This is a genomic window from Halomonas sp. AOP43-D1-4, from assembly GCF_052446175.1.
Lineage (GTDB): Bacteria > Pseudomonadota > Gammaproteobacteria > Pseudomonadales > Halomonadaceae > Vreelandella > Vreelandella citrativorans.
Genome location: NZ_JBQSVY010000004.1, coordinates 242,094 through 267,976, shown reverse-complemented (window position 1 = coordinate 267,976; position 25,883 = coordinate 242,094). Strand labels below are relative to the sequence as shown.

At 51.8% G+C, this 25,883-nt stretch carries 21 protein-coding genes and 3 pseudogenes; 9 read left to right on the top strand and 15 right to left on the bottom strand.

Translation table 11 applies throughout. The features are described from left to right. The first annotated feature begins 154 nt into the window (after positions 1-154). Both ACT3RQ_RS06355 and ACT3RQ_RS06350 read left to right on the top strand, forming a co-directional pair. Positions 155-1,162, top strand: coding sequence for a PIN domain-containing protein (locus ACT3RQ_RS06355; RefSeq protein ID WP_193092730.1), 1,008 nt, complete (start codon positions 155-157; stop codon positions 1,160-1,162). A 54-nt stretch (positions 1,163-1,216) separates the two neighbouring features. Then, positions 1,217-2,113 (top strand): hypothetical protein, encoded by an 897-nt coding sequence (locus ACT3RQ_RS06350; RefSeq protein ID WP_192524526.1) that lies wholly within the window; start codon positions 1,217-1,219, stop codon positions 2,111-2,113. A 146-nt stretch (positions 2,114-2,259) separates the two neighbouring features. On the opposite strand, the gene ACT3RQ_RS06345 is transcribed toward ACT3RQ_RS06350, so the two are convergent. From ACT3RQ_RS06345 to ACT3RQ_RS06325, 5 genes are all read right to left on the bottom strand, one after another. Next, a complete protein-coding gene (locus ACT3RQ_RS06345; protein ID WP_096277095.1) occupies positions 2,260-3,147 on the bottom strand; it encodes a hypothetical protein in 888 nt (295 codons plus the stop codon). Positions 3,148-3,836: 689 nt separating this feature from the next. Beyond that, a complete protein-coding gene (locus ACT3RQ_RS06340; RefSeq protein ID WP_192524527.1) occupies positions 3,837-4,898 on the bottom strand; it encodes a TniQ family protein in 1,062 nt (353 codons plus the stop codon). 20 nt (positions 4,899-4,918) lie between these two features. Beyond that, complete coding sequence (locus ACT3RQ_RS06335; protein WP_176483352.1) at positions 4,919-5,809, bottom strand: TniB family NTP-binding protein; 891 nt, start codon at positions 5,807-5,809, stop codon at positions 4,919-4,921. A gap of 9 nt (positions 5,810-5,818) precedes the next feature. Continuing rightward, positions 5,819-7,654: a Mu transposase C-terminal domain-containing protein gene (locus ACT3RQ_RS06330; protein WP_192526910.1), complete on the bottom strand. Its 1,836-nt coding sequence runs from the start codon at positions 7,652-7,654 to the stop codon at positions 5,819-5,821. A 50-nt stretch (positions 7,655-7,704) separates the two neighbouring features. Beyond that, complete coding sequence (locus ACT3RQ_RS06325) at positions 7,705-8,394, bottom strand: TnsA endonuclease N-terminal domain-containing protein (RefSeq protein WP_217990263.1); 690 nt, start codon at positions 8,392-8,394, stop codon at positions 7,705-7,707. A gap of 131 nt (positions 8,395-8,525) precedes the next feature. Between ACT3RQ_RS06325 and ACT3RQ_RS06320 the strand changes: the two are divergent. Further along, a pseudogene (locus ACT3RQ_RS06320) lies at positions 8,526-9,197 on the top strand (ATP-binding protein); the annotation flags it as partial. Between the two features lie 72 nt (positions 9,198-9,269). Here ACT3RQ_RS06320 and ACT3RQ_RS06315 read toward each other — a convergent pair. Next, entirely contained in the window at positions 9,270-10,181 is a 912-nt protein-coding gene (locus ACT3RQ_RS06315) for a LysR family transcriptional regulator (protein ID WP_444680156.1), read from the bottom strand. An 89-nt stretch (positions 10,182-10,270) separates the two neighbouring features. On the opposite strand from ACT3RQ_RS06315, the gene ACT3RQ_RS06310 reads away from it, so the two are divergent. Then, positions 10,271-11,443, top strand: a complete 1,173-nt coding sequence (locus ACT3RQ_RS06310; RefSeq protein WP_444639530.1) for an MFS transporter — start codon at positions 10,271-10,273, stop codon at positions 11,441-11,443. Positions 11,444-11,577: 134 nt separating this feature from the next. Here ACT3RQ_RS06310 and ACT3RQ_RS06305 read toward each other — a convergent pair. From ACT3RQ_RS06305 to ACT3RQ_RS06295, 3 genes and pseudogenes are all read right to left on the bottom strand, one after another. After that, a pseudogene (locus ACT3RQ_RS06305) lies at positions 11,578-12,123 on the bottom strand (NADPH-dependent FMN reductase); the annotation flags it as partial. Positions 12,124-12,144: 21 nt separating this feature from the next. Next, positions 12,145-12,894 (bottom strand): annotated as a pseudogene (locus ACT3RQ_RS06300) (IS5 family transposase). A gap of 141 nt (positions 12,895-13,035) precedes the next feature. Beyond that, a complete protein-coding gene (locus tag ACT3RQ_RS06295; protein ID WP_444639532.1) occupies positions 13,036-14,031 on the bottom strand; it encodes an alpha/beta hydrolase in 996 nt (331 codons plus the stop codon). A 182-nt stretch (positions 14,032-14,213) separates the two neighbouring features. Between ACT3RQ_RS06295 and ACT3RQ_RS06290 the strand changes: the two genes are divergently transcribed. Together ACT3RQ_RS06290 and ACT3RQ_RS06285 are read left to right on the top strand one after the other, a co-directional pair. Continuing rightward, entirely contained in the window at positions 14,214-16,388 is a 2,175-nt protein-coding gene (locus ACT3RQ_RS06290) for a malate synthase G (RefSeq protein WP_444680155.1), read from the top strand. Between the two features lie 67 nt (positions 16,389-16,455). Then, positions 16,456-16,869: a PaaI family thioesterase gene (locus tag ACT3RQ_RS06285; protein WP_444639534.1), complete on the top strand. Its 414-nt coding sequence runs from the start codon at positions 16,456-16,458 to the stop codon at positions 16,867-16,869. Positions 16,870-16,978: 109 nt separating this feature from the next. Here the strand turns inward: ACT3RQ_RS06285 and ACT3RQ_RS06280 are convergent, their stop codons facing one another. From ACT3RQ_RS06280 to ACT3RQ_RS06260, 5 genes are all read right to left on the bottom strand, one after another. Further along, complete coding sequence (locus ACT3RQ_RS06280; protein ID WP_444680154.1) at positions 16,979-17,947, bottom strand: substrate-binding domain-containing protein; 969 nt, start codon at positions 17,945-17,947, stop codon at positions 16,979-16,981. Between the two features lie 121 nt (positions 17,948-18,068). Continuing rightward, a complete protein-coding gene (locus ACT3RQ_RS06275; protein WP_192526899.1) occupies positions 18,069-19,061 on the bottom strand; it encodes an ABC transporter permease in 993 nt (330 codons plus the stop codon). After that, on the bottom strand, positions 19,045-20,586 hold the full coding sequence (locus tag ACT3RQ_RS06270) for a sugar ABC transporter ATP-binding protein (protein WP_444630996.1): 1,542 nt from the start codon (positions 20,584-20,586) through the stop codon (positions 19,045-19,047). The genes ACT3RQ_RS06275 and ACT3RQ_RS06270 overlap by 17 nt, the downstream gene beginning before the upstream one ends. Next, positions 20,583-21,761 carry a Gfo/Idh/MocA family protein gene (locus ACT3RQ_RS06265; RefSeq protein WP_444630997.1) on the bottom strand — a complete coding sequence of 393 codons (1,179 nt, stop codon included), beginning with the start codon at positions 21,759-21,761 and terminating at the stop codon, positions 20,583-20,585. Before ACT3RQ_RS06265 ends, ACT3RQ_RS06270 begins: the two co-directional genes overlap by 4 nt. 22 nt (positions 21,762-21,783) lie before the next feature. Further along, positions 21,784-22,839: a sugar phosphate isomerase/epimerase family protein gene (locus tag ACT3RQ_RS06260; protein ID WP_444680153.1), complete on the bottom strand. Its 1,056-nt coding sequence runs from the start codon at positions 22,837-22,839 to the stop codon at positions 21,784-21,786. Between the two features lie 375 nt (positions 22,840-23,214). Here ACT3RQ_RS06260 and ACT3RQ_RS06255 point away from each other — a divergent pair, with 375 nt between their 5' ends. Then, positions 23,215-24,264 (top strand): LacI family DNA-binding transcriptional regulator, encoded by a 1,050-nt coding sequence (locus tag ACT3RQ_RS06255; protein WP_444680152.1) that lies wholly within the window; start codon positions 23,215-23,217, stop codon positions 24,262-24,264. A 22-nt stretch (positions 24,265-24,286) separates the two neighbouring features. On the opposite strand, the gene ACT3RQ_RS06250 is transcribed toward ACT3RQ_RS06255, so the two are convergent. Further along, on the bottom strand, positions 24,287-24,664 hold the full coding sequence (locus ACT3RQ_RS06250; protein ID WP_444680151.1) for a DUF423 domain-containing protein: 378 nt from the start codon (positions 24,662-24,664) through the stop codon (positions 24,287-24,289). Positions 24,665-24,825: 161 nt separating this feature from the next. On the opposite strand from ACT3RQ_RS06250, the gene thiS reads away from it, so the two are divergent. Together thiS and ACT3RQ_RS06240 are read left to right on the top strand one after the other, a co-directional pair. Next, positions 24,826-25,026, top strand: a complete 201-nt coding sequence (gene thiS / locus ACT3RQ_RS06245) for a sulfur carrier protein ThiS (RefSeq protein WP_172116865.1) — start codon at positions 24,826-24,828, stop codon at positions 25,024-25,026. 65 nt (positions 25,027-25,091) lie between these two features. Further along, the gene (locus tag ACT3RQ_RS06240; RefSeq protein ID WP_444627388.1) at positions 25,092-25,883 is read left to right on the top strand and encodes a thiazole synthase; all 792 of its coding nucleotides are present in this window, start codon (positions 25,092-25,094) and stop codon (positions 25,881-25,883) included.

Here is a 25,883-nt window from a genome sequence, read left to right as displayed (position 1 = left end):
CCTTTGGTTTGTCCCAGCCGGGGATGGAATGGGTTTTGGAATTCCGAGAATCAAATTGGCTAAAAAATGCATCGAAGCCGACGCTCGTACCCCGCGCGCTTTATGCGGGCGTTAACTTGAGCCAGAACCAATGACAAGGGAGAATAAGGATCATATGAATTACATCTTTCTCGATACATGTGTTTTGCTAGATGTTTCTACGAAAAGAAGTGATCTCCCTCTTGTGTCTGCACTAGAGGAGCTGGTGAGTTCGAACAGCGTAAAATTAGTCTTGGCTGACCTGGTTATTGATGAGTATGAGCGAAATAAGGAGAGTGTGGCGAAGAAAACTGCGCAACGACTGTCTCAAGAATTTAAGCAGGTCAAGGCTGTGGTAAATGAGTTTGCTGGTGAAAAGCAAGGAGCGACCATAGACGTTCTGAATGATATCAATGCAAGACTGCCCCTTTTAACCGAGGCAAATTACGCAACTATCCATAGAGTTGAAAGACTAATTGAATCGGCAGTGGTAACTCCAGTTAGTGAGCGTTCAAAAATCGCTGCCATTCAACGTGGACTAGAAAAAAGAGCGCCTTTTCATATAAACAAAAACTCTGTCGCAGATGCTGTTATCATTGAGCAGTTTTTTGAGTTTATGAGTAGCCTAAATCGTAGCTGTGATACTTGTATTTTTGTTACCCATAACCATAACGACTTTTCCTCGAAAGATCATCGAAAACCGCACTCGGATTTTGACGAGATATTTTCATTTTCTAATTCTTTATATTTCAATAATCTAACTCCAGCTATTGACCACATTGATCCTGATTTGCTTGCCGAAGTCGAGTTTGAACATGATTTTTCAGAAGAAACCAGAGGGTTGAGAGAAATATTAGACTCCATGGATGAGCTTGTCGATAAGGTCTGGTACAACCGTCATCAAAACCGTATATGGCTCATCGAAAACGGTGAAATTGAAATCGTTCCTGAAGGAACTGAGCGCTATGGCTCAGATGTAATTCATGATCATATCCTCCAAGGTGCTATTAAATCAGCTGAACGCATTGAAGAGAAATATGAAGATACAGGCCCATGGAGTGACTTTGAGTGGGGAATAATCAACGGGAAGTTATCAGCGCTGCGTTGGGTTCTAGGTGACGAATGGGATATGTTGGACACCTAAGTTAACGAAGCATTACAGATAGATAGTTAGGTGCTTGTTGCCAGAAAGGCACGCATGCGCACTCATAAACCGTTAAATTTAGGGGGTTTTGTGCCTGAATGGGCTATTAGATTCTTTGATTCGATCTCATCTGTAACATCAGCAGCTAGAGCACTAGGTACGGTTTTGCTTGTTCTATTGCTCTGGAGGCCAGCCTCAAAACTATTCTCTAATATTGGCTTTCCCGATGATTACATAATTCTTTTCCTGACAGTTGGAGCGTTCTCCGTTTCATACCTTGTAGTCAGGTTGCTTGAAATTGGATGTCTCAAGATCTTAAGTTTGCAGAATGATCGAAAGGCTAGTTTAAGAAAAGAGAGAGATCTGGCCAACTTTAAAAAAAAGGTGAGAATGACCCTGCCACACCTCAATCCCAAAGAACTCAGAGTTCTTCGGGAATTGGTTGAATCAGAGCAGCGCATGGATATCCGGGAAAAGGAAGTTAGCTGGCTGAGCAAATCGGGTTGGATCACAAAAATACATCAAGCACCCGCTGCTGAGTTTTTTTTCCAGCTGAGCCCTGTAGTACGTCCACTTTTTATTGAGTTCGAAAAAAATCGTTTTAAGGGGATGGTGAATCAAACGATTTCTAATCTTACTGAACCGCAGCGAAATTTTTTGGAGCTTTTTTGGCAAGAGCCGATAATTCATGGCACAAGGGAAAGCCAAAATTCAATGCCTTACAAAATCTACCATGCTGGCTTGGGATTAGTCACTGTACTTGGACTTTCAAAATCAGAATGGCGAGAAGGTGGACACCTGTGCGAGCGATTTGCACTTAATAACTATGCAAAGTCGAGATTGGAAGATGAGGTTTATGGTATTCCTCCTGTTCGGATTGAAGTTGATCTGAACCTCGAATATGTAGAAGGTCCCGGTTCCTCAGGTGGTGGAGCGCGAGGTCGGATTTAACAATCACAGGCATCAGTATTGACCACTAGAGCGAATAGCCAATTTGATGCGAATAAAAAAATGGCAAAGGTGTGGCAGCCTGTCAGCGATAACAAATGGTTATCATGCGAATTATCATAGGGCTCACATTGGCCAAGCTCTACACCTTACATTCCTATTTGCGCTTCAAGCTTTTTTACATGGTACCGCACAGTTCCCGTGCTCATAGGCTGCATACGGCTTCTGCCAGCAAAGATAAAAGCCTCAGGGTCGATTCCCAACTGATCTACCTTCATTAAATGAGGCAGCGGCCCGAGGAGCTCGTAGCGCTCATCATCCACAGTAATGAACACCTTTCGGCTGGATTGCACAACGTGTGCACAGCGAAGCATAAGTACCTTTTTTAATGGCAACTGATAAAGCATTGAAATTGCTGCAGGCATTAAAGCTTTAGCTTCGCGCTCGTTCGGTGTTGAAACAAGCTTTTCCATTACTGCCTTAATTTTTTTAACGTGTTGCTTATTGCTTATCCCTTTATTTTTTTTCTCAGGTAACACGAGATTAACGGCGTATTTATCTTTGGCAAAGGTTCTGAAAACAGCTAAGGAAGCACAATGCCCTGGCTTTTTCTTAGCATGAGATACGATAGCTTCTTCGGGAAGTTCCTGAATGGAAGATACCTTGGCTGACATCAATAGCTCTATAGCTGCTCGCAGATAGTTCCTAACAGTCAAAGGTTTGATTGGTGTCTCTTTGTAAGTAACTCTCTCACTCAATTCTTTTGCATAGTCGACGACCTCACGATGCCAAGGCTGCTTCTCATAACATTGCAAAATATCATTAATCCTCTTATTTTCAATCGCTTGCTCTTTCTCTTCGTTATCCCACTCTATGCCTAGTTTTTCTACTAAGAAATTCACCACATGAAAAGAACGGCGAAGCTTTTCAGCTCCAAATAAATTGAATAAGTGTTGCTGATCAATATCTCTGACGGACAAAGTATTCCGTTCGAGTATGACCAAAAAACGCGCATAACTATCTATTCGCGTCGTCATATTTCCCGCTTGCCTAGGAAGCCTTTCCCAAGAGCAAAACTCAAGAAATAGCGCTCTACACCAAGAAGCTTCAAATAACTCAAGGTTCAGCATTATTCGTCGGTCTAAACGGCGTTTTAAAGAACAGTCTTGGCAAGGGGCGTTGCCACCACCGGGAGTATCTGCTCCACAGTCAGGACATGAGTGAGTTTTTGGATATGGCCCGCTGCAATCTCTACAAACAGCTCGTCCTTCAACATCATATTGATGGAGCTGACGATATTTCCGACAAACCGAGCAGGTTACAAATGCGCAGGCCTTCCTTTCGCATGCCTGGCAGATAATCTCTGAAAGTTCACCATTAGTGATGCGTGAATATCTGCTAGAAAGACATCCACAACGGGAACAGGTATGTTCCTCTCGCCCATGCGGAGCGCAGCTTTTGCAAAACGCAGCGTGACCAATAAGATAACCGGCTCTCGGCAGCGGCTTATCGCAGCGCGCGCAGACACGGTGCAGCCTGAGGCACTCACCGCAGACCGGGTTCTCTTCATACTTATGGGCTCGCACTGACTCGCCGCATTTAGTGCAAGTCTTCTTCTTAAACTCACGGGCATAACATGTCGAGCAGTAAGCGCTCCCTTTGTAGCGCCTTTGCGCCTTAAGCATGGATCGACCACAGTCATCACACTGCAAGTGGGGCTTATGACTCACAAAAATGGGTATCCTAAAAAACTTAATATATGTCGAGCTCTTTCCTGGCGGAACTGTACAAGCTCAGTTCGTCGGCACCGATTTAGACAAGGGCCTTTTGGCTGCTGATTCGTGCTGCGCGTTCTTCGTACCCCCACAGGCAGATATGACAACTGCTCAGCAAAAAAAGCAGGCATTATAGATTTTATGAATGTCCTCTGAGTTAGACCAAGCACACTTGAACCTTCTTGGAATGACGATGGCCAATCAAGAAGCCAATATGCCAAGGTTTCCAAAATTGCAGTCCTATAGGCAACACGCTGATGCTCATACAAGCAACGCTGATTTGAAGGACGATGGAAGGGTTTCAAGTCGTAATGATGCCTCAGTCGATCATGCTGTAGCGAATTAGCGAGCACGCCTGCCATTACCCGAATGACACTCAGAGCTTCCGGACTGGTGGACGCTTGTGGGAGCAAGTTAGTCGGAGTTCCATTCGCTAATTTCAGTAGCTGGGATTGAAGAGCTAACACTAATGGAGAACAGCACAAGGTTGGTAACTTGCGAGAAAGAAGCGACACCCCACATACCGTACAGCGATCCATTCTTTGCACGGTACTTAGATGTGGCATCAATGGCGCATCACAACGTGGGCAAGCATCGCTCATCATGGCGCCATGGTAAGGACAAACAACCATAAACCCTAAACGCCAGTCACGATAATAGATGGCCCCATAATCCTTGAAGCATTCGGAACAATATTGGAGGCCGTGCTGGGTACGTACCTTGTTAGATATCCCCGCTGACAGAAGAAAGGGGACATTTCCCTGACGATGAATTTTTACCAAACTCTGCTCAATTGAACGTAATGTCATCCTTTCGACTGACGCAACATCAAAACCTGAGTGGCGCGACACGGTATAGAGCAGCTCATCACTGGCACTACGATCAATGTCACGGCTCCAGATAGGAATAGATGGAGCCCAGTAATTAGCAAACCGATAGGGGGTCAGGCCGTGAGCAAAGGCGCTACGCATCAACCACGAAGTAAACAGCTCATTCTTAGCTGGTGATAGCATGATCGCCCAGCTTCCTCTGATCACAGTTTAAGCGCCTCCTTGCCATAATCAGAGAGTTTAACCCAGCCGATGTTATCAAGAAGCTTAGCGTCTATATGCTCTTTACCATCTCGGATCGCTTTAACGGTCGCTCTTTTAAGCACGGTCGCTACGCCGCCGATGGTGCCCCCACTCATACTATGTAGCTTTATCGCGATATCCTGACTAGACAGCTGAGAGGGCTCAGCTAATGGCAGTAAGCGTTCAAAGCTGGCCAAGAGGCGCAAGAAGCTAACATCTAACTGCCATCGAGGTAGTGCCAGCGGCTCAAAGCGACTTGAGAGTTGAGTATCGGTGTGCAGCGCGAGAATGGAGTCACGCGTACCGACGGCTACAAGCGGAAGCTGTAGCTTATTGCTCAATCTTTTAAGCATTCCTAGAAAATGCCTCTGTTGTCTTGCACTTCCATGTAGCACATTGTGGATTTCATCAATAATGAGCATCCTGGCTTGTACGTAAGTTAATACCGAAATAGCTTGGTTCTCCTTACGCTGCACGGGATCCGTATCTCTGTGGGCTATCTTTAATGACAGAAGTAACTCAGTCCAAAAACGCCCCTCATTTGGTTCGGAGGGCATTTCCATAACAATGACAGGTGCTAATGGCTCTCCAGAGGGAAGAATCTTCACAGGATGCTTTTCTCTGAAACGGTCGATTAATGTACTTTTTCCATTCCCGCTTTCTCCGACCAGCAACGTGTTGGGCATCCGCTGTACACGGGGATGTGCTAATTGATCCTCAAGCCGGGTCATGATTTCTTTGGCCCTAGGATAGGAAATCCAATGGTTTTGCTGAGCGAAATAAATGCGGTCTTCCGTCGTCCAGGTGAGTGTCTCAGCAATCTCTGGCTTGAGGTGATCAAAATGGGCCATATTCATTCCCTAGGCATCGTCATCGAATGGTTCTATAGGCAGTGCGAATATATCAATCTCACTTTGCACCTCTGTTTGAGGTGGAGCAGGAAAAACACTCTTAGCAGGCGCTTGTGTTTCAACAGATTCCGTTTTCTTGGCGAGTTTCTTCGTCGTATTGATACGAGCCATCTGACGTCTTGCTTGCTTCGTTTTCGTGACGGCCTGTTCAACACGATGACGCATCTTGAGAATGGTCTCAAAAATCACATCCTCATCAACATGCCGCAGTCCTTCCTCTCGAATGCGGCGAGTTGCTTCCCGTAACTCCCACACACTAATCGCTGGTCGAGTAGGATTCCGATAAGGAACCATGTAATAGATCTCACTTTCAGGGTCGTAGAAATAGACTTTACTGATATCGCGTGGATCACGACGGATAGTAAATGAACGAGCCTTCGTTTGATTTTCGGGGTCTTTTGAACCAATCCAAGGGTTCAACACTTCATGGTAGTAATTAATTTCATCCAGCTGGACGCCGTAGCGCTGCACAGTGCGTGAATAAAGAGGAAGGAAGTCTAACTTCAAACGCGTGGGGTCAGTTGGTATAGGCGGCATCCCCAAGCCCGGCTGTGTTGAGTCTCCTAATATACCGAGTTGCCACTTGCGCATTGGTGGCATGTTCAATTCAGAATGCTTGCGACGGTGATACACCCCAACAATAAATTCAACTAAATGCTGCTCAAACTCACGAAGGGTGAGCGCTGATTCTTTTTCTGAGTCATATCCTTTCCGTTGCTCAACGTTGGAAAATGTTGTGCCAGGTAAGGTGTGTATCTCATTTGCAGCAGTACCCATATAACGCTCTATATGTCCGCCGTAGTGGGGAAGCTTTACCGGACGTAATTGCAGGTCGATACCGTATTGTTCACAAGCCCGGCGCAGCATTTTCCCCCGGAATTCTTTCGCGTTATCAGCATGCAGAACACGCATTTTCCCCCAGACTGGCCACTCTTGCCCCACCCCCAGGTTTGCAAGATATTCATGCTTAGGCAACATGGCATTGGAGACACACAAACCCACTGAGATAGCACTGGGCTTTTCCATGCTAACCGCAATCCCCACCACCATTCGTGAAAAGACATCAATAGCCAGAGTTATCCACGGTCGGCCAAGCGCCAGACGATGCTCTTCATCAACTAAGATGACGTCAGCAGGCGTATGATCTATTTGAACAACAGCAAGAGGGAAATCCGCATTTGGAAACTCTCCCCTGATAGGAGCAAAGGTGTCACGCGCCTTATCTCGTAGCCCGCGGCGTCTCATCGTTTCACGTGTCGAAATCTGTTTTATGCGGTTACGGATTGTATTGGAGTGAGGAGGAAGTAAACCGGCCTGTTTGCAATGAGCTTTGACAGTGATAATTACGTCACTGGGCTTATATCGTTGACGACTTAGATATAAGTCATTGATCGCCCCTTCGATTATTGCCTCGACTTTCTTATCGAGCTTTTTCGTACCTGGCTTGCGGCCTCGCGGGGCTGGTATCAATGCTGAAATATGGCCAGCCTCGTGATAGTCCTTAACCCATTGGTATAAAGTGGCAACGTGAACACCGGCTTCTTCTGCTAACTGCTCTGCCTTTGCACGAGTACGAAATGGATCGTCAAGTAGAGGACGGATTGCTGCAAACCGCTGCTGAGCAACTTGCCAGTCTTCGTCTTCGATCTCGGATAAATCCTTTCCTTCAGCAACACCACCTTCTCCAAGCTCTATATCCGTTACGGGACGAAGCTGATGCGCAGACAGACGGTGCACCTCTCCAGTGTCGGTATCTTTAGCAAGGAGGGTTGCTGTATCCAACAAGTGCGAAACTCTATAGGTACGACCATTGGCTGTTATCACAGACCCAGTAGTTACCGATAGAAAAGCGGGCTCTGTAGCCATAAGAAACCTTCTCCGTTAGTAATCCATATGGGGCTGGACATGTTTAATGGGCGTATGAGGTCAGCATGAACACGGCCTATAGCGATCATTTGCCATAAACAACTAAGCGCACACATACGCTTTTCCTCATTCGCATAAGCAGCTGTAAGTAGAATTTCAGGTGTTGTTTCACCGAGCACGGCAAGGGTTCTAGCCAAGTGAGTAGCGGTAGCCGAGTCCTCTGCCAAGTCCCTATAGGCCCTTAGAAATCGTGCATTGTTCAATAGGCCAGTGCCTCTAATCTCTCGCTCAGTCACAATGCGAAAGCCCCAACCTTGCTGCTTGCAATAGCGTATAGCTGCCTGAAATTTAGGCTTCATAATGTGCCAATTTTCTCTCAAATCTTCGCGATACTTAACCTCATACAGAATCGGCGCCGCTTCATCCGAGTAAGTCACGAGCATATCGGGCGTGTACTGACGCCTTTTTCGATCATCATCTTGATACTTAAGGGTTAGCGGCTGCTCACAAACCGTAGCGACCAACGGATCAAAATCGAGGATCATCAGGAAATCGCGCTCTAATGATGACTCAAAATTGCAAGTGCTTCCTCGTAAGAAAGAAACCTGCCCAGTAAGGCTCCTTCGGTTAGTTCCAATAACTCTAACAGGCCGATTCATATTCAGTCGCCTATATATTTGTGATTTTAACACCCAGTCGCTTATATTGGTGTCAATTAGTAGCGTATTTACTTGTCGAAAATAACGTAAGATATTGTTCCAGTATAGCATTAGTAGCTGTTTTTAGTGGAATTCACAGCGGCTCAAAACCCAAACCAGGAGAAATCTCGCTTGCCCATCACGGTGTGCTGTTTTTGGACGAGCTGCCGGAGTTCTCCCGCAACGTGCTAGAAGTTCTGCGCCAGCCGCTGGAAACAGGCGAAATACATCTGGCCCGGGCCAGCCACGAACGCCGATACCCATCTCAGTTTCAACTGGTAGCCGCTATGAATCCTTGCCCTTGCGGGCATTTGGGCGACCCTCGCCAGCGTTGCCAATGCACCGCCAGCCAGATTCAGCGCTACCAAGCGCGGCTTTCCGGCCCGCTGTTGGATCGTATTGATCTACAGGTCGAAGTTCCCGCGCTACCGCCCGAACAACTCACCGCCCAGACCCAGGGCGAATCATCAGAAGCAGTGCGCGAGCGCGTGATGGCCGCAAGAGAGCGCCAAATGGCGCGCGGCGCACTCAACAGCCAGTTAAGCGGTAAAGCCCTGGAAGCCGCCTGCGCACTTGACGATGAGGAGCGCGCCTGGCTTGCCAGCGTTCTGGAAAAGCTCAAGCTCTCCGCCCGCGCCTACCACCGCGTGCTGCGCGTAGCGCTGACGCTGGCTGATCTGGAAGGCAAACCCAAGCCGACCCAACCGCACCTGATCGAGGCCATTGGCTATCGACAGCTGGATAGGCTGTTGAAAGGTGCTTAATGAAGTGGCTGAGCAGCGTATATAGTTCTCTGAATTAGGCATTACCTGTCAGGTCATCAAATTATAGGTATGTCATTGCTTACCTGGCAGCGAAAAATCCGGGCACTTCTTATCAATCAACGTTTCCAGTGCTACTACAACAGGGCTTTCAGAAGCGGTAACAAGGATAAGCGGGCAATTGGATGCAATATCTGCCAAGGGGACTGCGACTAAACTGGGCGAAATTTCAGCCACACTCTTAGGCAGCACGGCTATGCCAATCCTGGCCATGGCGAAGCAAAGCATGCTTGAAATATCAGGCACCTCTAAAGCATTCGCCAATGATAGCCCGGCACTCTCTGACAAGCATTCGATCTGACGTCGAAGAAAGGTTTGCTGGGTGGCAGGTTGTAAAAGTAATCGCTCGTTACTCAAGTCTTTAAGAAAGAGTCGATGGGTTTGGGCAAGATGGTGGTCTGGATGGATGAGGACATAAAGTGGCTCTTCTCCCAAGAGATGTTTTCTCAAGCCCTTGGTAGCAGTTTCAGGTATATCTGCTCTTAAAACAGCCGCATCCAGATGGCCCGAACGCAGCGAGGAAAGGTGGTCAAGCGCATTTCCGTAATGAAGCTGAAGTGTAAGATGAGGCCTTTTTTCAAGCACTGTGGCCAGCGCTGTGGTAAACACTGGCGAAAAAATAGCGCTCGCAGAGTAACCTATGTGGAGAGAACCGGCTTCACCGGCATCAGCTTGTCGAACAAGGCTCAGGCTTTGCCTTGCCGATGATAAAAGATTAATCGCCTCTATCAAGAAAACCTCACCTGCACGCGTTAGCTGTACCCCATGCGTATTTCTTAAAAATAGCTTTACATCTAGCACCTCTTCTAAATTTTTTATTGTTTGACTAAGTGGCGACTGAGTTATGTGTAAACGCTCGGCCGCCCGTCTAAAGTTAAGCTCCTCTGCTACTGCCACAAAATAACGTAACTGTTTAAGCTCAAACATAAAACCACTCACCGTGAGATAAAAAAAGACATTCCATCTAAACAAAAACTTATATAGCTTAATAGAACTCCTAAACAGAGCTTTAAATTATGCGCATTTTTATAACATTAGCATCATTTAGCGCATTCTTTAACTTATACCAAACTCAAGCTATTTATCCTTGGCTGGCAGCTCGATATGCTGTAGAAATATCCCAAGCGGGATGGCTAAGCATGGCTAGTCTCTTTGGCATGATGCTATGCGCCCCCTTTGCCAGCAAACTAACCTATAAGTTGCCTCCCAGAAAAACAATCATCTTTGGACTCTATACATTAATAACCCTTAATACATGTATAGCTATAAGTACAACGCTGGAAACTCTTTTTCTCATACGCTTTTTCCAAGGTATCATATTGCCCTGCATTCTGACGTCTGGAATGACGATAATAGGTCAGGCGCAATGTAAGGAAAAGCGCACTAAGTGGATTGGCTGCTATGTTACTGGAACAATCATGGGCAGCACATTGAGCCGATTTTATCCTGCCTTCGCTATCGACACTATGGGCTGGCAGTGGGGCTTTATATCCTGTGCAGGGCTACTACTTTTAGCCTTGCTCATCATGGCGCATGAAAAACACGTTAACACCATTACCGCAACGACTAACAATGATGACGAAAAAATATTTTATTTAACACAACTTAGGCACGCACTGTCTGATAAAACGCTTATAATGATCTACAGCATAGGCTTCGGGATTTTATTTACACAAAGCTCGGTCTTTACTGCTTTAGGCATCGCACTATCTTACCCCCCCTACAGTAAAACGGCTGGAGAAATAGGGCTTATCTATCTAGCCTGTTTACCTGCAATAATTGCAGTTATCACCGTACCAACGATGTATACATCTAAAAACGAACCGCTGCTCTTCATCATTTTACTGGCATTGCTTTGGGGTTCTATGCTTCTAATGACGAAGAATTATTACCTGGTCATTTTTAGTGTACTTCTCTTCTCAATTGCTACCTATCTATTGCAAGCTTTAACGACGGCAATGCTAAGCCAAGTGCGTAAAGTACCGGTCAACTTTGCCAGCGGTGTATACCTTTTCTTTTACTACGGAGGAGGAACGCTAGGGGCAATATGTTCCGCGACGCTTTATAGCGCCGGGGGCTGGGCGGGGGTAACAATCGCTATTATGATGGTTCACGCCTTAATATTGGCACTATTACTATGGTTAACAGTCGCTTTCAATAAAAAGAAGCCCTGCACCATATCGCATTAATATCCGTTCAAACAATATCAGTCGAGTATAGGAATACACGGGCAATGTAGCACAGATGGGGCCTGGCGTGACGCAACGGCCTCACGCCAGGCCCCGCCATCAAAGTGTCCCTTAAGGCGCTTCGCGATGCAGTTTTAAAGACGCGTACACGCCAGCATATCCACCAGCCGCTGGCAGAGCGCATCCAGTTTTTTGCTATTGGCTTCTTCGATAAACGTGCCTGCTTCATCAAAAGCGGTGTGCGCTTTGGAGAGCGACATCGGCTGCGGCAGTACGATCAAGCCTAGATTGGCGAGCAACTGTTGGGCCAGCGGCATCGCGCGAATACCGCCTAACCCACCAGGGGAAGCCGACACCAGCGCAGCCCATTTGCCTGAGTAAAGCGCCAGGCCCGGCGTGTCGTCATAAGGGCGTGATAACCAGTCCAGCGTGTTCTTCAAAAGCGGGGTGATAAAGCCGTTGTATTCCGGCGAGGCGATAAACAGCGCCTGGTGATCAGCCAGCAGTTCGCGCAGTTTAAGCACGTTCTCCGGAACACCTTGGGTTTCAATATCTTCATCAAACAGAGGGCACGGGTAGTCTTTCAAATCCACAAACGTGGCCACGCCGCCTAACGCCTCAATGCGCTTGGCAACCAGCCGCGCCAACTGTTTGTTGTGTGAATCTTGGCGGCTGCTTCCGGCAAATACTAGGGCGTGTCCTCATTTCATTTTCAACCAAATGAAGGTGCGCGCCAGGTAAAACATGGATTTGAAATTTCGTGCCAGTTTTTCAAAGCGAGTGGCAATACTGCGAAAGTGTTTCAGCCGGGCAAAGAGGTTTTCTACCAAATGGCGATGCCTGTAGAGAAAGGCATCAAACCCCGGATTTGGCGTCTTGTTGTTTGATCTTTTGGGAATGATCGGGTTGATGCCCCTCACCCTGGCATGGTCACGGATGGCCTCTGAATCATAGCCCTTGTCAGCAATGAAGTGGTCGGCTTGATCGACCTTCTTTATGAGGTGCTCTGCAACCGTAGCGTCGTGGACGTTACCCCCAGTGACTTCAAAATCGACCGGATTTCCATGCGCATCGGCGAGCATATGAAGTTTGGTGGTAGCTCCTCCTCGTGATTTTCCAATGGCCCGCTCTTCTCCATGCCGAGCTCCACTCGCATGCTGGTGAGCGCGGAGGTAACTTCCGTCGGCGAATACCCATCTGTATCAATTTCGCCTCGTAGCTCAAAAAAATTGCTCCCACAGTCCCTTGATGGCCCAGCGGTTGAAGCGATTATAGGCCGTTTTCCAGGGGCAAAACTCACTCGGAATGTCGCGCCAGGGAGCGCCGGTTCGGAGTTTCCAGAGTATTGCTTCCATCACATTTCGATCATTGGGCCAGCGGTGGCAACCCTTTGCGTTCATGGTGACTTGAAGCTGTTCCCAAATGTCATCGGTCAAAACATATCGTGTCATGGCAGTACTCCCCTTCCGTTGAGAAGAGTCGCATAACCCCACAGAAAATCAATGAGGGACAGCCTCTCTTTCAAAATGAGGACACGCCCTAATACCTTGGGTACTACGCTCATTCGATTGGACTCCTTAATAACAGGCTATTTAGGGTTCGACAGGCTCATGCGGCCCGCCAGGCATCTGGTCAATAAACGTGTTGATAGCGCTAAACAAGGTCTCGCGAATCGGTTCTGCTTCGTTAACTAAATGGTGGCGTGCTTCCGGATGGTAGTGAATCTCGGCGGCGGTAAATTTTTGTGCTAAAACGGTCAGGTTCCACTGCCAATCAACCGTTAAATCCTGCTCACCCTGCAAAATCAATGTTGGCACGTCGACAGGCTCAAGCGCGAGCAGGCGTGGCATCCAGCGCCGCATGGCACTTACCCACGCCACACTTAAGCGCTCGGGCTGCAGTGGGTCGTGATCACGCAGAAATTCGGTAAACGCTTCGTCGGTTGAGTTGGGCCGAAATTTACGCGGAATATCCTTCAAGAACGGGCTAGCGATAAGGTGCATCCAACTCGCCTGAGTCCACCGCCAAGGGCGTACCAACGGCGCGAGCAGCACCAGGCCATCCCAACCGGCCTCTTCGCGCCGGGTGAGTGCGTCGGTTGCAAGAATCGCCCCCCCGGTACTCTGCCCAACACCCAACCACGGCCTGGAAGCTATGCCTAGCGTGATCAGGGTGTTTTGCATGTAGGTGAGGCAGTGCTGATAGTCGTCAAAATCTTCAATCTCTGCGCGCGGGCCACTCGAAAGCCCATGACCCGGCAGGTCCCATAGCACTACCCGCCAGCCCTTGGCCAACAGGTGCGTTAACAGGTGACGATAAAGGCCTAAATGGTCAAAGTAACCGTGCACCACAAAGGCTGTGCCTGATGGATTGGGTGGGCTCCATACCTGGCACCACAAGGCAAAGCGGCCGGTATCGATAAAGCCTGCATGTACCTCATCGGTGCTTTCAAAGAGTGCTTCCAGACCATAATGCAGAAAATAGCCCTTCACGACGTCCCACAGCGCTTCACCCGGCACTAATCGGGAAAAGACTGATTCGCCTGCCGTTTGCCGAAACAAACTTTCCATCTGTTGGAAATCCTGCATCCAAACCTCTCTATGAGCGCCCTGCTTTCTTATCATTTGGTCGAGCATTGTGCCGCTTTAACGTCTACGCTGTTTACATGCCTGCACAGTTGTGGAAGTATTTTCCATAAATGTATTTTGCGCTTATTTTACTCTGGCCGTGGCCATTCACCACCCACGGGCACCTTCACAGGAGAAACCCCATGAGCGAGCGTATCACGCGCCACCGTTTGCAGGTGGCCACCGAGCTGGACCGCTTTATTAACGAGCAGGCACTACCTGGCACGGGCGTTGATGAAAGCGCCTTCTGGGCCGGTGTCGATGCCCTGTTCCATGATCTGACCCCAAAAAATAAACAATTGCTAGCAGAGCGTAATGCGCTGCAAGAAAAAATTGATGCATGGCATCGTGAGAACCCCGGCCCCGTTAGCGACATGCCAGCCTACCGGGCCTTTTTGAAAGAGATCGGCTACCTGGCCGACCTGCCTTCCAACGTAAAGGCGACCACCGCCAATGTCGACCGCGAAGTTGCCATACAGGCAGGTCCACAGTTGGTGGTGCCGGTAAGTAACGCCCGCTACGCCCTGAATGCGGCGAATGCGCGCTGGGGCAGTCTTTATGACGCGCTCTATGGCACCGACGCTATTTCCGAGGAAGACGGCGCGGAAAAAGGCACAAGCTTTAACCCCAAGCGCGGCGCTAAAGTCATTGCCTATGCGCGAGGCGTTCTGGACCGTGCCGCGCCGCTGGCCACAGGCTCCCACCGCGACGCGGTTAACTACACAATTCGTGACGGCCATTTGGTCGTTACGCTGGAAGGCGGCCGGGAAACTGGCCTAAAAGATTCCGGCAAGCTGATTGGCTTTACCGGTGAAACGTCCGCTCCTGAGACGATTCTGCTAGCCAATAATGGCCTGCACCTGGAAATCCAGATCGATGCCAGTCACGCCATTGGTAAAACCGACCCGGCGGGCGTAAAAGACGTCGTCGTTGAAGCCGCACTCACCACCATTATGGACTGCGAAGACTCCGTAGCCGCCGTGGATGCCGAAGACAAGGTAGGCGTTTATAGCAACTGGCTCGGTCTGATGAAGGGTGATCTGGAAGAGAACATCGACAAGGGCGGTAAAACCTTCGCCCGTAAGCTGCACGCTGACCGCACCTGGAACACCACCGAAGGCGGCAAGGTGACCCTACCCGGTCGTTCGCTGATGTTCGTGCGTAACGTGGGCCACTTGATGACCACGCCAGCGATTCTGGATGAGGAGGGCAACGAGTTGCCGGAAGGTATTCTCGATGCTGTGGTGACCTCGCTACTGGCCCTGCACGATCTTAAAAAAGATGCCGACCAGCCACGCAACTCGCGCACCGGCTCGGTATATATCGTCAAACCGAAGATGCACGGCCCTGCCGAAGCCGCGTTCGCCAACGAGCTGTTTGGCCGCGTGGAAGACATCCTTGGCATGAGCCGCGACACCTTAAAGATGGGCATCATGGACGAAGAGCGCCGCACCACGGTCAACCTCAAGGCGTGTATTGCCGAGGCTTCTTCACGCGTGGCGTTCATCAACACCGGCTTCCTGGACCGCACCGGCGATGAGATGCACACCGCCATGGAAGCAGGCCCCATGGTCCGCAAAGGCGACATGAAATCCGCCGCGTGGATTACCGCCTACGAGAAGAGCAACGTACAAGTAGGCCTTGCTTGCGGTCTACGCGATCGCGCCCAGATCGGTAAAGGCATGTGGGCCATGCCCGATTTAATGCACAACATGCTGGAACAGAAAATCGGCCATCCAAAAGCCGGTGCCAACACCGCTTGGGTACCTTCGCCCACGGCCGCTACCCTACATGCGTTGCACTATCATCAGGTGAATGTCACCGACGTTCAGCGCGAGCTTGAAGCACTGGGCGAGCCCGACTTCCTCGACGACTTACTCAGCGTCCCAGTGGCGGAAAACCCTAACTGGTCAGATGACGAGATTCAGCAGGAGCTGGATAACAACTGCCAAGGCATTCTGGGTTACGTGGTGCGCTGGGTAGAGCACGGCGTGGGCTGCTCCAAAGTGCCGGATATTCACGATGTAGGCCTGATGGAAGACCGCGCCACGCTGCGTATTTCCAGCCAGCATATTGCCAACTGGCTGCATCACGGCATTGTCGATGCGCCGCGCGTAGAGGAAACCCTCAAACGCATGGCGAAAGTGGTCGATGAGCAAAACGCAGGCGACCCCACTTACACCGCGATGAGCAGTCACTTTGAGGACTCCACCGCGTTCAAGGCCGCCTCAGATTTGATCTTCAAGGGTCGCGTGCAGCCGTCAGGCTACACCGAACCGCTACTTCACGAATGGCGTCAGGTGCATAAGGCGAAGTAAATTCGTTTTATGGTACAACTAGCCCCAAGGCATATGCCTTGGGGCTTTTTTATACAGGATAACAACAATGACCGTCATGACTGTCGAACAGATCGAGCACTTTCTGGATGAGGTGTTTCCCCAGCGAATGGGCAGAGTTGAGAGCGTAGGCGAGATGTGTGCCACGATGCGCTTAACGGTAGGGTATGAACATCTACGCCCCGGCCCCCGGGTTTCTGGCCCGACGATGATGGGCTTTGCCGATGTGGCGCTGTATGTGGCGATTCTGGCCCAAATCGGCCCTGAACCCATGGCGGTGACCAGTGACTTAAACTGCCACTTCCTGCGCGCCGCTTCAGGCGAACACGACATTATCGCCCGCGCCAAACTGATCAAGCTGGGCCGCCGTTTAGCGGTGGGTGAAGTACAGATATTCTCCGCAGCCGATGAACACCGCCCAGTTGTGCACGTCACCGCAAGCTATGCCTTGCCCGCTACGTAGCAGCCGACAAACAGGGTAAGCAGCGATCGTAGAGAATGGCTTGCAAAAAAACGCCCCGGGCCCTGGCTATCAAGAAGCCAGGGCCCGGGGCGTTTAGCGGCCAGGTAGCTTAGTAAGCGGCTTCTGGCTCGTAGTACTCTTCTACATTGTCGAGGGTGATTAGATCAGCGTTAAGGATGAGCCGTGAAGGCACGCCGTGGTACATATCGCCCAGATGCTCGCCTTTAACGCCGTGTACCGCTAGCGCCATGGCAGAGGCAATCATGTTCGGCGGATAGGTAACGGTGCCTTTGACCATCGGGTGCTCGTCACGGATCATTTCAATCACGCGCTGAGAACCGCCACCGCCCACAATCAGTTGGATATCGTCGCGGTTGTTTTCATCAACCGCCTGAAGCGCCGAGATCAATACGTCATCGTCACCCGCCCAAATGGCATCTACTTCCGGGTTACTGCCCAGCAGGTCTTCCGTTACGCTAAGCGCCTGCTGTGGGTTCCAGTTGGTCGTTTGAGAGGCCAGGATATTGATGTTGGGGTAGTTTTCCATCACCCGGTTAAAGGCATCGACACGCTGGCTGTTGATGGGGATGGGCGGGCCTTCCAGCACCAGAATATTGCCCTCGCCGCCCAACTCTTCAGCGATATAACGCGCGGCGTGCTCGCCTAAGCCTGAGTTATCGCCCGCAATAAAGACGTTTTGCGCAGGCGTTTCAAGCTCGCGGTCCACCACAACGGTATAGATGCCTTCATCGTAGGCTTCAGAAATAACCGCCTGAAGCGTTGCCGGGTCGTGGGGAAGAATGACCAGCGCATCCAGGTTGCGGATCATCAAATCTTCCACGTTAGAGACCTGGGCCGTGCCGGAGTTGGCGGAAAGTACCGTAAAACTGACATCCGGATACTCCTCACTTAGGTCGTTGGCGGCTTGCTGTGCCCACCATAAAAGGCCTGCGGTCCAGCCATGGTCAGCGGACGGCACGGTGACGCCAATATGGTAGTCATCGGCCAGCGCCAGGCTGGACGTACTCGCTATGGCCGTTGCCAGCGCGGCAGTCTTGAAAAGGCGTGATAGTGTCATTGTTATTGCTCCCTTTCTAACGTACATCGTGGATGGGCGAGCCAACCCCGCCCAGTGTGATCGTCGGCCCTGTTTGGGCATAGCGACCGAAAAGACCGTTTTTAACGTCCGCTTTTACAAGTCAGGCACGCTTGTACTGCAGCAGTACCGCCAGCAAAATGACGCCGCCCTTGACCAGCCCCTGCAAATAAGGGGAAACGCCGGTCAGGTTAAGCATATTGTTGATAATGCCTAGAATCAGCGCGCCGATGACCGTGCCCCATATCGAGCCGCGCCCACCGGAAAGCGCCGTGCCTCCTATGACAACGGCGGCAATAGCATCCAACTCATAAAAGTAGCCCGCATCACTCGGGCTTACCGAGTTGAGCCGCGAGGTCAGCATGATGGCCGAAAGCCCCACGCAAATGCCCGCAATCACAAAGGTGGAGAGCACAATGCGCTCAACCCGGATGCCCGAATAGCGTGCTACCTGAGGATTAGCGCCCACCGCGCACACATGCCGCCCGTAAGGGGTATGAAACAGCAACACATGAGCGATGATCGCCAAACCAAAGAACACGATCACCGGAACCGGAATGCCCAGCAAAAAGCCGCCGCCCACGCTTGAGAAGTGCGGATTGGGGGTAGAAACCACTGCTGCATCGGTGAAGTAGAGCGCCAGCGAACGAAAAATCGACATACTGGCAAGCGTTACCACAAAGGCCGCTATGCGCCCTCGGGTGACTAACAGGCCGTTGAATAGCCCTAACAACCCGCCCGCAGCGATAGCGGCCAACAGGCCGAGAAGCACCGCCTGAATGGGGTCACTAATGCTATTGACGATATACAGGATAACCACGCCCACCAGCGCCACCATCGACCCCACCGACAGATCGATCCCGCCGGCGATAATCACAAAGGTCATGCCGATAGCGATAATGCCGGTATAGGAGACCTGGCGCATTACGTTGGAAATATTGCGCGTATTAAGAAAATATTCGCTGGCGATGGACGACACCACGAACAGCAAAATCAGCGCCACCAGCGGGGCCAGAATCGTCGCGTTAAGGGGCAGCCTGCGCAGGCCTTGGCGTGCAACGCTCCCCATTGTCTTGGTATTAGGCGGTTGAGCCATCTTGATTCCCCACTTGTTCACGGTTGGCGTGCTGCCGTGCGCCAGCGGCATACAGCATTATTTGTTCTTCATTGATCTCGTCACCGTTAAGCTCAACGGCTATTTGTCCCTCGCGAATCACTAACACCCGATCCGCAATACCAATGACCTCTTCAAGCTCAGAGGAGATCACGACAACAGCTTTATTTTGTTCGGTAAAGTCGCGAATCAACCGGTAAATCTGCTGTTTAGCGCTGATGTCGATGCCGCGGGTGGGCTCATCGAGCATCAGGATCTCGGGCTCGATATCGAGTAGCTTCGAGAAGTAAACCTTCTGTTGGTTACCACCGCTCAACAGGCTCACCGGCGCCGCGAGGTTGGATGCCTTGATGGCCAAGCGCTGCTGGTAATGTTCAGCTTGACGCCGTTCAGCGCGATGTTTGATAAACCCGCGCACATAGCGCTTCAGGCTAAGGGCGGTAATGTTCTGCATGACGTTAAACGAGAGAATCAGCCCCTTGCCCTGGCGGTCTTCCGACAGATACGCCAAGCCGTGGGCGTGGGCTTCGTTGGGTGACCGAAGATCAACAAGCTCGCCATCGATAAATATCTCGCCCTGCTCTTTGCGGTGCAGCCCCATGATGGTTTCAGCAATTTCGGTGCGCCCCGCACCTACCAGCCCGGCCAGCCCCAACACTTCGCCACGGCGTACTTCAAGGTTGATGTCCTTGAGCTTGCCTTTAAGGCTCAAGCCCCGCACCCGCAGCGCGGGCGGCGTGTTATCAGCACGTTGTGCGATCTTCTCAGGGTAAATTTGTGACAGCTCACGCCCGACCATTTTGCGCGCCATGTCCTCTTCATTAAGCGTCGCGGTCTCGCACAGCTCTACTTGCTGGCCGTCGCGTAAAATCAGCAGCCGATCACAGAGATCTTTGACCTCTTTTAGCTTGTGAGAAATAAACAGAATCGTGACGCCCTTGGCGACCAGCGCGCGCACCACGTTAAACAGCACTGCAACTTCGCGGTCGGTCAGCACCGTGGTGGGTTCATCCAGAATCAGCAGACGCGCGTCGTTAACCAGCACCCTGGCCACTTCTACCATCTGCTTTTGGGCAACGCTTAGCCGCTCGATGGGAAGTTCAGGGTCCAAGTCCACTTCTAGCGAGCTGAGCAGTTGCTGGGTGCGCTTACGCATGCCTGAGTGATCAAGAAAACCATTACGGCGTACTTCCTGGCCCAAAAAGACATTTTCATAGACACGCAGCGTGGGGATTAAATTGAATTCCTGGGGGATCATCGCCACGCCGTGAGAACGCGCCGTAATCGGGTCCAATGCGCTGAATATCTGGCCATTCAGGTGAATCGTACCCACCGTTGGCGTGTAAATACCGCTGATGATCTTTAACAGCGTGGATTTTCCGGCGCCATTTTCCCCCAGAATACCCAGCACTTCGCCCGGCATAACGGAAAGGGAAATATCATTCAGTACTTGAACGGGGCCGAACGCTTTACCGATCCCTTCAAGCTTTAAAATAGGCTCACTCATGGGGCGCCCCCAGAAGCGCCTGACGCTTTACTCAGATGCAGCGGCGTCCAGCTACCCTCCGCCTCGTGTGAGGTAATCGCGGCGGCAATAAAGCGCATGCCATCCACACCGTCTTCAATGCCGGGCAACCAAGACGGATACTCGCCTGACGTGTACCCATCGGCCAGCGCCTGATACAGGTTGGCAAAGGCTTCAATGTAGCCTTCCGGATGCCCGCCCGGCACGCGAACGCCTTGAGCGATATTCGCGCTTAGCCAGTCATCGCGCCGCGTTAAGCGCTGGCTTGGCCCATTAAGCGGTTTCAGCCACAGCTCGTTGGGCTGCTCCTGGGCCCATTGCAGGCTGGCCTTCTCGCCGATGATGCGGATGGTTAACGCGTTTTCATAACCGGCGGCCGTCTGGCTTGCCCACAGCATGCCTCGCGCGCCGCCATCGAAACGCAACAACGCCTGAACGTTATCATCAAGCGCCCGCCCCGGCACCGCTGTCACCAGCTCAGCGCTTACTTCACTGACTCGCTGGCCGCTAATAAACTGGGCCAGCTGAAATGCGTGCACGCCGATATCTCCCAGGCAGCCCGCCGCCCCCGCCTGAGCGGGGTCCAACCGCCAGGCAGCCTGGCGGTTATCGGCTTCAGGGGGTTCGCTTAACCACTCTTGAATATATTCGACCTGTACATGGCGAAGCTGCCCCAGCGCGCCTTCGGCAATCAGTTCACGGGCATGCTGAACCAGTGGATAACCCGCATAGTTGTGCATTAATACAAAGTGGCGAGCGCTTTTCTCAGCCGCCTGCGCCAGCTGCTCGGCTTCCTCAACACTGAGCGTCATGGGTTTTTCACACACCACGTGAAAGCCCGCTTCCAGGCTTGCCAGCGCCGCCGGGTAATGCAGGTGGTTAGGTGTGACTATCGCCACGACCTGCGCGCCATCTTCGCGAGCGGCTTCGCCTGCCAACAGTGCTGCGTAGTCGGCATAGCAGCGCTGCTCATCAATACCTAACTCGTTGGCGGTCGCCAGGTTGCGCTCGGCCTGAGATGAAAAAGCCCCGGCCACCAGCTCAAAGCGGTCGTCCAGGCGCGCCGCCATACGGTGCACACCGCCGATAAAAGCCCCCTGGCCGCCGCCTATCATGGCGAGGCGAAGTCTGCGCGGCGTGTTATTGATTATTGTCATGAAGTAATCCCTGAGCGTTAATTTAACCGAGGCCCAGCAGCGTGCGGTTGGCCTGGCGATCCGTTCCGGCATCGGCAAAATCATCAAACGCGCGGTCGGTCACCTGAATGATGTGCTCGTTCACGAACGTGACGCCTTCCGCCGCGCCCTGCTCAGGATGTTTGATCGCGCACTCCCACTCGATGACTGCCCAGCCATCAAAATCGTACTGCGCCAGTTTCGAGAACACCGCTTTGAAATCCACCTGCCCGTCGCCCAAGGAGCGAAAGCGGCCTGCCCGCTCGACCCAAGAAGTGTAGCCGCCGTAAACGCCCTGCTGGGCGGTAGGATGAAACTCGGCATCCTTGACATGAAACATGCGGATATAGGGGTGATAGCGGTCAAGAAAGGCAAGGTGATCAAGCTGCTGGAGCACCAAATGCGAAGGGTCATACAGCATGCAGCAGCGCGGGTGATGGTCCACTGCGGCTAAAAAACGCTCAAAGGTCGCGCCATCGTGCAGGTCTTCACCGGGATGTATCTCAAAACATAAGTCCACACCCGCCGCATCGAAGGCATCCAGAATAGGGCGCCAGCGTTTGGCAAGCTCGGCAAAACCCTCTTCAACCAGCCCTGCGGGGCGCTGCGGCCAAGGGTAAAGAAACGGCCAAAGCAGCGAGCCGGAGAACGTGGCATGGGCCTTCAAACCCAGATTGGCGCTGGCCTGGGCAGCAAGCTTTAGCTGTTCGACAGCCCAGGCTTGGCGCGCGACCGGGTCGCCGTGCAGTTCAGCCGGGGCGAAGCCATCAAACAGGCTGTCATAAACCGGATGCACGGCCACCAATTGGCCCTGCAAATGCGTCGAAAGCTCGCAAATTTCCAAGTCATATTGCGCTAGAAGCGCCTGGACTTCCTGGCAATACGCTTGGCTTTCTGCTGCTCGCTCCAGATCAAAAAACCGCTTATCCAGCGTGGGCATTTGCAGCGCTTTAAAGCCCAGCTCCGATGCCCAGCGAGCAATATTCTCCAGGCTATCGAAAGGCGGCTCGTCACCAATGTACTGGGCTAGAAAGAGCGCGGGCCCTTTAAGGGTCTTCATCATCGACCTCATTTGTTTTGTTGTTTTAGCGTCAGCAATCAGTGCTGAAAGACACAATGTAATGGATTACATTTCAGCAGAGCAACGTACATCGGTCAAGCGCGTCAAAAAGGGGGTATAAAATGGATAACGCACTGCTGTAAAAGGGCTTTAAATCTTAAACCTCTCGGTAAGCGCTTATATTTTAGACTAAAGAATAAATAAAAAGAGGGAATAAATAGCCGCATAATTAACGCGCTAATAGTAAGGATGCGTTTAAATGTTGTGGCTAACACTGCTAAAATTTGGATGTAAACATTTACATTTTGGTTAGTAGCGCGCCAACATTGTCTTTAACCGCCCGCCTTCAGGCGCGTTTTTCAGGACCATCGTTCAATGCTTAACACCCAGGTAACGAGCAAACAGCCGCATAGCGTGCCGACGATTAAAGACGTGGCGAAAGCCGCGGGCTGTTCGACAGCGACCGTGTCACGCGCCCTGGCAACGCCTGAAAAAGTCAGCGATGCCACTCGCAAGCGGGTGAATCAAGCAATTGCTCAGGTGGGCTATTCGCCCAACATTGCCGCGCGCAACTTGCGCCGCGCGGAGTCCAAAACCATCGTGGCGCTCTTGCCGGATATTTCGAATCCGTTCTTCTCCGAAATTATTAGCGGCATGGAGGATGTTGCCCATCAGGCGGGCTACCAGATACTGATTGGCGACTGCGAACACGACCCTGCGCGCGCAGAGGCCTACTTTCGGCTGCTTTCCACCAATCAGGCCGATGGCATTGTGCTGTTGACCTCCGAGATTCCCAAGGCGCTGGTCAAGCAAGCGGATAATCAAGCGGACTTTCCGTTGGTCATGGCGTGTGAATTTTTTAGCGATATCGACCTGCCGTTAATTGCTATCGACAACCATCAAGCCAGCTGTCAGGCGATTGATTACCTGGTGTCGCTCGGCCACCGACGTATTGCCACGCTTTCCGGCCCGGCGAACAATCCTATTTGCCAGGAAAGAAATCGCGGCTACCGCGATACGCTCGCGGTGCATCAATTGAGCAATGAAGCGCGTATTGCAGAGGGTAACTTTGGCTTTCGCTCCGGCTATCAGCAGGGGCTAGCACTGCTGGAGGGGAAAACGCCCCGGCCTACCGCGATTTTTTGTCATAGTGACGAAATGGCGATTGGCGTGCTGAAAGCCGCCCGCCAGTTAGGCATAAGCGTGCCCGACCAGTTGTCGGTTGTCGGCTTTGATAATATCGGCCTGAGCGAATACTGCGACCCGGAACTGACGACCATTAGCCAGCCGCGCAATGAAATCGGCCAGCAGGCCATGCAGTTGCTGCTCCACCTTTTGCGCGGCGAGCAGCCCATTCGGCATCAGACGCTAAGTAGCCATCTGATCGTGCGTAAAAGCACCGGGCGGCTTAAAGGTCAACCGTAAAAAGTCTACCAGGGCTTCTTGGTTAAGGGCTTCTGATCACCGCCACGGCTAGCATCAGCCACCCGGCAATCAGCAGAGCGCCACCTATCGGCGTGACGATGCCTGCATTTAAATCGGCCATCGCCATGGCATAAAGCGAGCCGGAGAAACCCACCATGCCCAAGCCCCACAGCGCAACTGGCCACTGCCAGCCCTTGAAGCCAAACACACGCTGACCGACCAGTACCGCCATTATCGCCAGTGTGTGCCAAGCCTGGTAGCGCACTCCGGTTTCAGCAGCGTGCACCAACTCCGCCGATACTCGCGCGGCCAGGCCATGAGCAGCATACGCGCCCACCATGACCGTGATAGCTCCAGAGAGCGCTACCAGGCACCAAATGATTCGTTCGCTACGTTGCATTACTGCTCCTTTCAAGGTGTTAGCGCGCCTGTATAAGCGCGCGTACGACTCGGCATACCTTGCGCCGCAGGAAACCGCTACAATAGAGGCACTTTTTGGTATTTCGCTAGGGTTAGCCCTAACTCTTATAGACCCTATGCCTCGATAGACGAGACGCCCTTATGCAAATTCAACTCAATGGCGAGCCTTACACGCTGGAAGCGGGCCTGACGGCTGCGGATCTAATCGATCAATTGGCGCTTACGGGTCGGCGGGTCGCGGTAGAGATCAACGAAGAGATTGTGCCACGCAGCCAGCTAGCCATCACTCCCTTGGCCGAGGATGACCAGGTCGAAGTGGTGCACGCCATTGGCGGTGGCTAGCCCGCAGCTCTCATGATCCTTCCACTGGCTACGCCCTATTTCTTGCGCTTTAACCAGGATTCGCTATGACACTTCAAAACGATGCGCCGTTTACTATCGCCGGACGTAATTTTAGTTCTCGCCTGCTAGTCGGCACCGGCAAATATAAAGACTTCAACGAGACCGGCGCGGCGATTGCCGAAAGTGGCGCCGAGATTGTTACCTTTGCCGTACGCCGTACCAATCTGGGCCAGGAAGCCGGACCCAACCTGCTCGACGTGATATCGCCGTCGCGCTATACACTACTGCCCAACACGGCAGGCTGCTACACCGCCAAAGACGCCGTGCGCACTTGTCGCCTGGCCCGCGAACTGCTGGATGGCCACAAGTTGGTCAAACTGGAAGTACTGGGCGATGAGACCACGCTTTACCCCAATGTGGTCGAAACGTTAAAGGCCGCCGAGACGCTGTTGGCCGATGGCTTTGACGTCATGGTGTACACCAGCGACGACCCCATTGTGGCACGTGAGCTTGAAGCCATGGGTTGCTGCGCCATCATGCCGCTGGGCTCGCTGATTGGATCAGGCCACGGCATTCAGAACCCACACAACGTGCGCCTGATTGTGGAACAAAGCAGCGTACCGGTGCTGGTGGATGCCGGTATCGGCACGGCATCCGACGCGGCCATGGCCATGGAGCTGGGTTGCGATGGCGTGCTTTTGAATACCGCCATTGCCCACGCTCGTGAACCGCTACGCATGGCACGCGCCATGAAGAGCGCCGTAGAAGCCGGGCGCGATGCTTTCCTGGCCGGGCGCATGCCGCGCCGCCAAACGGCAGACCCTTCATCACCTTTTGCTGGCCGCATTAACGGTTAA

Bases quoted from the DNA above. Each gene is read 5' to 3' on its own strand.
- ACT3RQ_RS06285 (WP_444639534.1), top strand. From the start codon at position 16,456: ATGACCGTCATGACTGTCGAACAGATCGAGCACTTTCTGGATGAGGTG.
- ACT3RQ_RS06260 (WP_444680153.1), bottom strand. From the start codon at position 22,839: ATGAAGACCCTTAAAGGGCCCGCGCTCTTTCTAGCCCAGTACATTGGT.
- ACT3RQ_RS06340 (WP_192524527.1), bottom strand. From the start codon at position 4,898: ATGCTATCACCAGCTAAGAATGAGCTGTTTACTTCGTGGTTGATGCGT.
- ACT3RQ_RS06310 (WP_444639530.1), top strand. From the start codon at position 10,271: ATGCGCATTTTTATAACATTAGCATCATTTAGCGCATTCTTTAACTTA.
- ACT3RQ_RS06250 (WP_444680151.1), bottom strand. From the start codon at position 24,664: ATGCAACGTAGCGAACGAATCATTTGGTGCCTGGTAGCGCTCTCTGGA.
- ACT3RQ_RS06345 (WP_096277095.1), bottom strand. From the start codon at position 3,147: ATGACGACGCGAATAGATAGTTATGCGCGTTTTTTGGTCATACTCGAA.
- ACT3RQ_RS06350 (WP_192524526.1), top strand. From the start codon at position 1,217: ATGCGCACTCATAAACCGTTAAATTTAGGGGGTTTTGTGCCTGAATGG.
- ACT3RQ_RS06355 (WP_193092730.1), top strand. From the start codon at position 155: ATGAATTACATCTTTCTCGATACATGTGTTTTGCTAGATGTTTCTACG.
- ACT3RQ_RS06335 (WP_176483352.1), bottom strand. From the start codon at position 5,809: ATGGCCCATTTTGATCACCTCAAGCCAGAGATTGCTGAGACACTCACC.
- ACT3RQ_RS06275 (WP_192526899.1), bottom strand. From the start codon at position 19,061: ATGGCTCAACCGCCTAATACCAAGACAATGGGGAGCGTTGCACGCCAA.
- thiS (WP_172116865.1), top strand. From the start codon at position 24,826: ATGCAAATTCAACTCAATGGCGAGCCTTACACGCTGGAAGCGGGCCTG.
- ACT3RQ_RS06265 (WP_444630997.1), bottom strand. From the start codon at position 21,761: ATGACAATAATCAATAACACGCCGCGCAGACTTCGCCTCGCCATGATA.
- ACT3RQ_RS06325 (WP_217990263.1), bottom strand. From the start codon at position 8,394: ATGAATCGGCCTGTTAGAGTTATTGGAACTAACCGAAGGAGCCTTACT.
- ACT3RQ_RS06315 (WP_444680156.1), bottom strand. From the start codon at position 10,181: ATGTTTGAGCTTAAACAGTTACGTTATTTTGTGGCAGTAGCAGAGGAG.
- ACT3RQ_RS06240 (WP_444627388.1), top strand. From the start codon at position 25,092: ATGACACTTCAAAACGATGCGCCGTTTACTATCGCCGGACGTAATTTT.
- ACT3RQ_RS06255 (WP_444680152.1), top strand. From the start codon at position 23,215: ATGCTTAACACCCAGGTAACGAGCAAACAGCCGCATAGCGTGCCGACG.
- ACT3RQ_RS06270 (WP_444630996.1), bottom strand. From the start codon at position 20,586: ATGAGTGAGCCTATTTTAAAGCTTGAAGGGATCGGTAAAGCGTTCGGC.
- ACT3RQ_RS06290 (WP_444680155.1), top strand. From the start codon at position 14,214: ATGAGCGAGCGTATCACGCGCCACCGTTTGCAGGTGGCCACCGAGCTG.
- ACT3RQ_RS06295 (WP_444639532.1), bottom strand. From the start codon at position 14,031: ATGCAGGATTTCCAACAGATGGAAAGTTTGTTTCGGCAAACGGCAGGC.
- ACT3RQ_RS06280 (WP_444680154.1), bottom strand. From the start codon at position 17,947: ATGACACTATCACGCCTTTTCAAGACTGCCGCGCTGGCAACGGCCATA.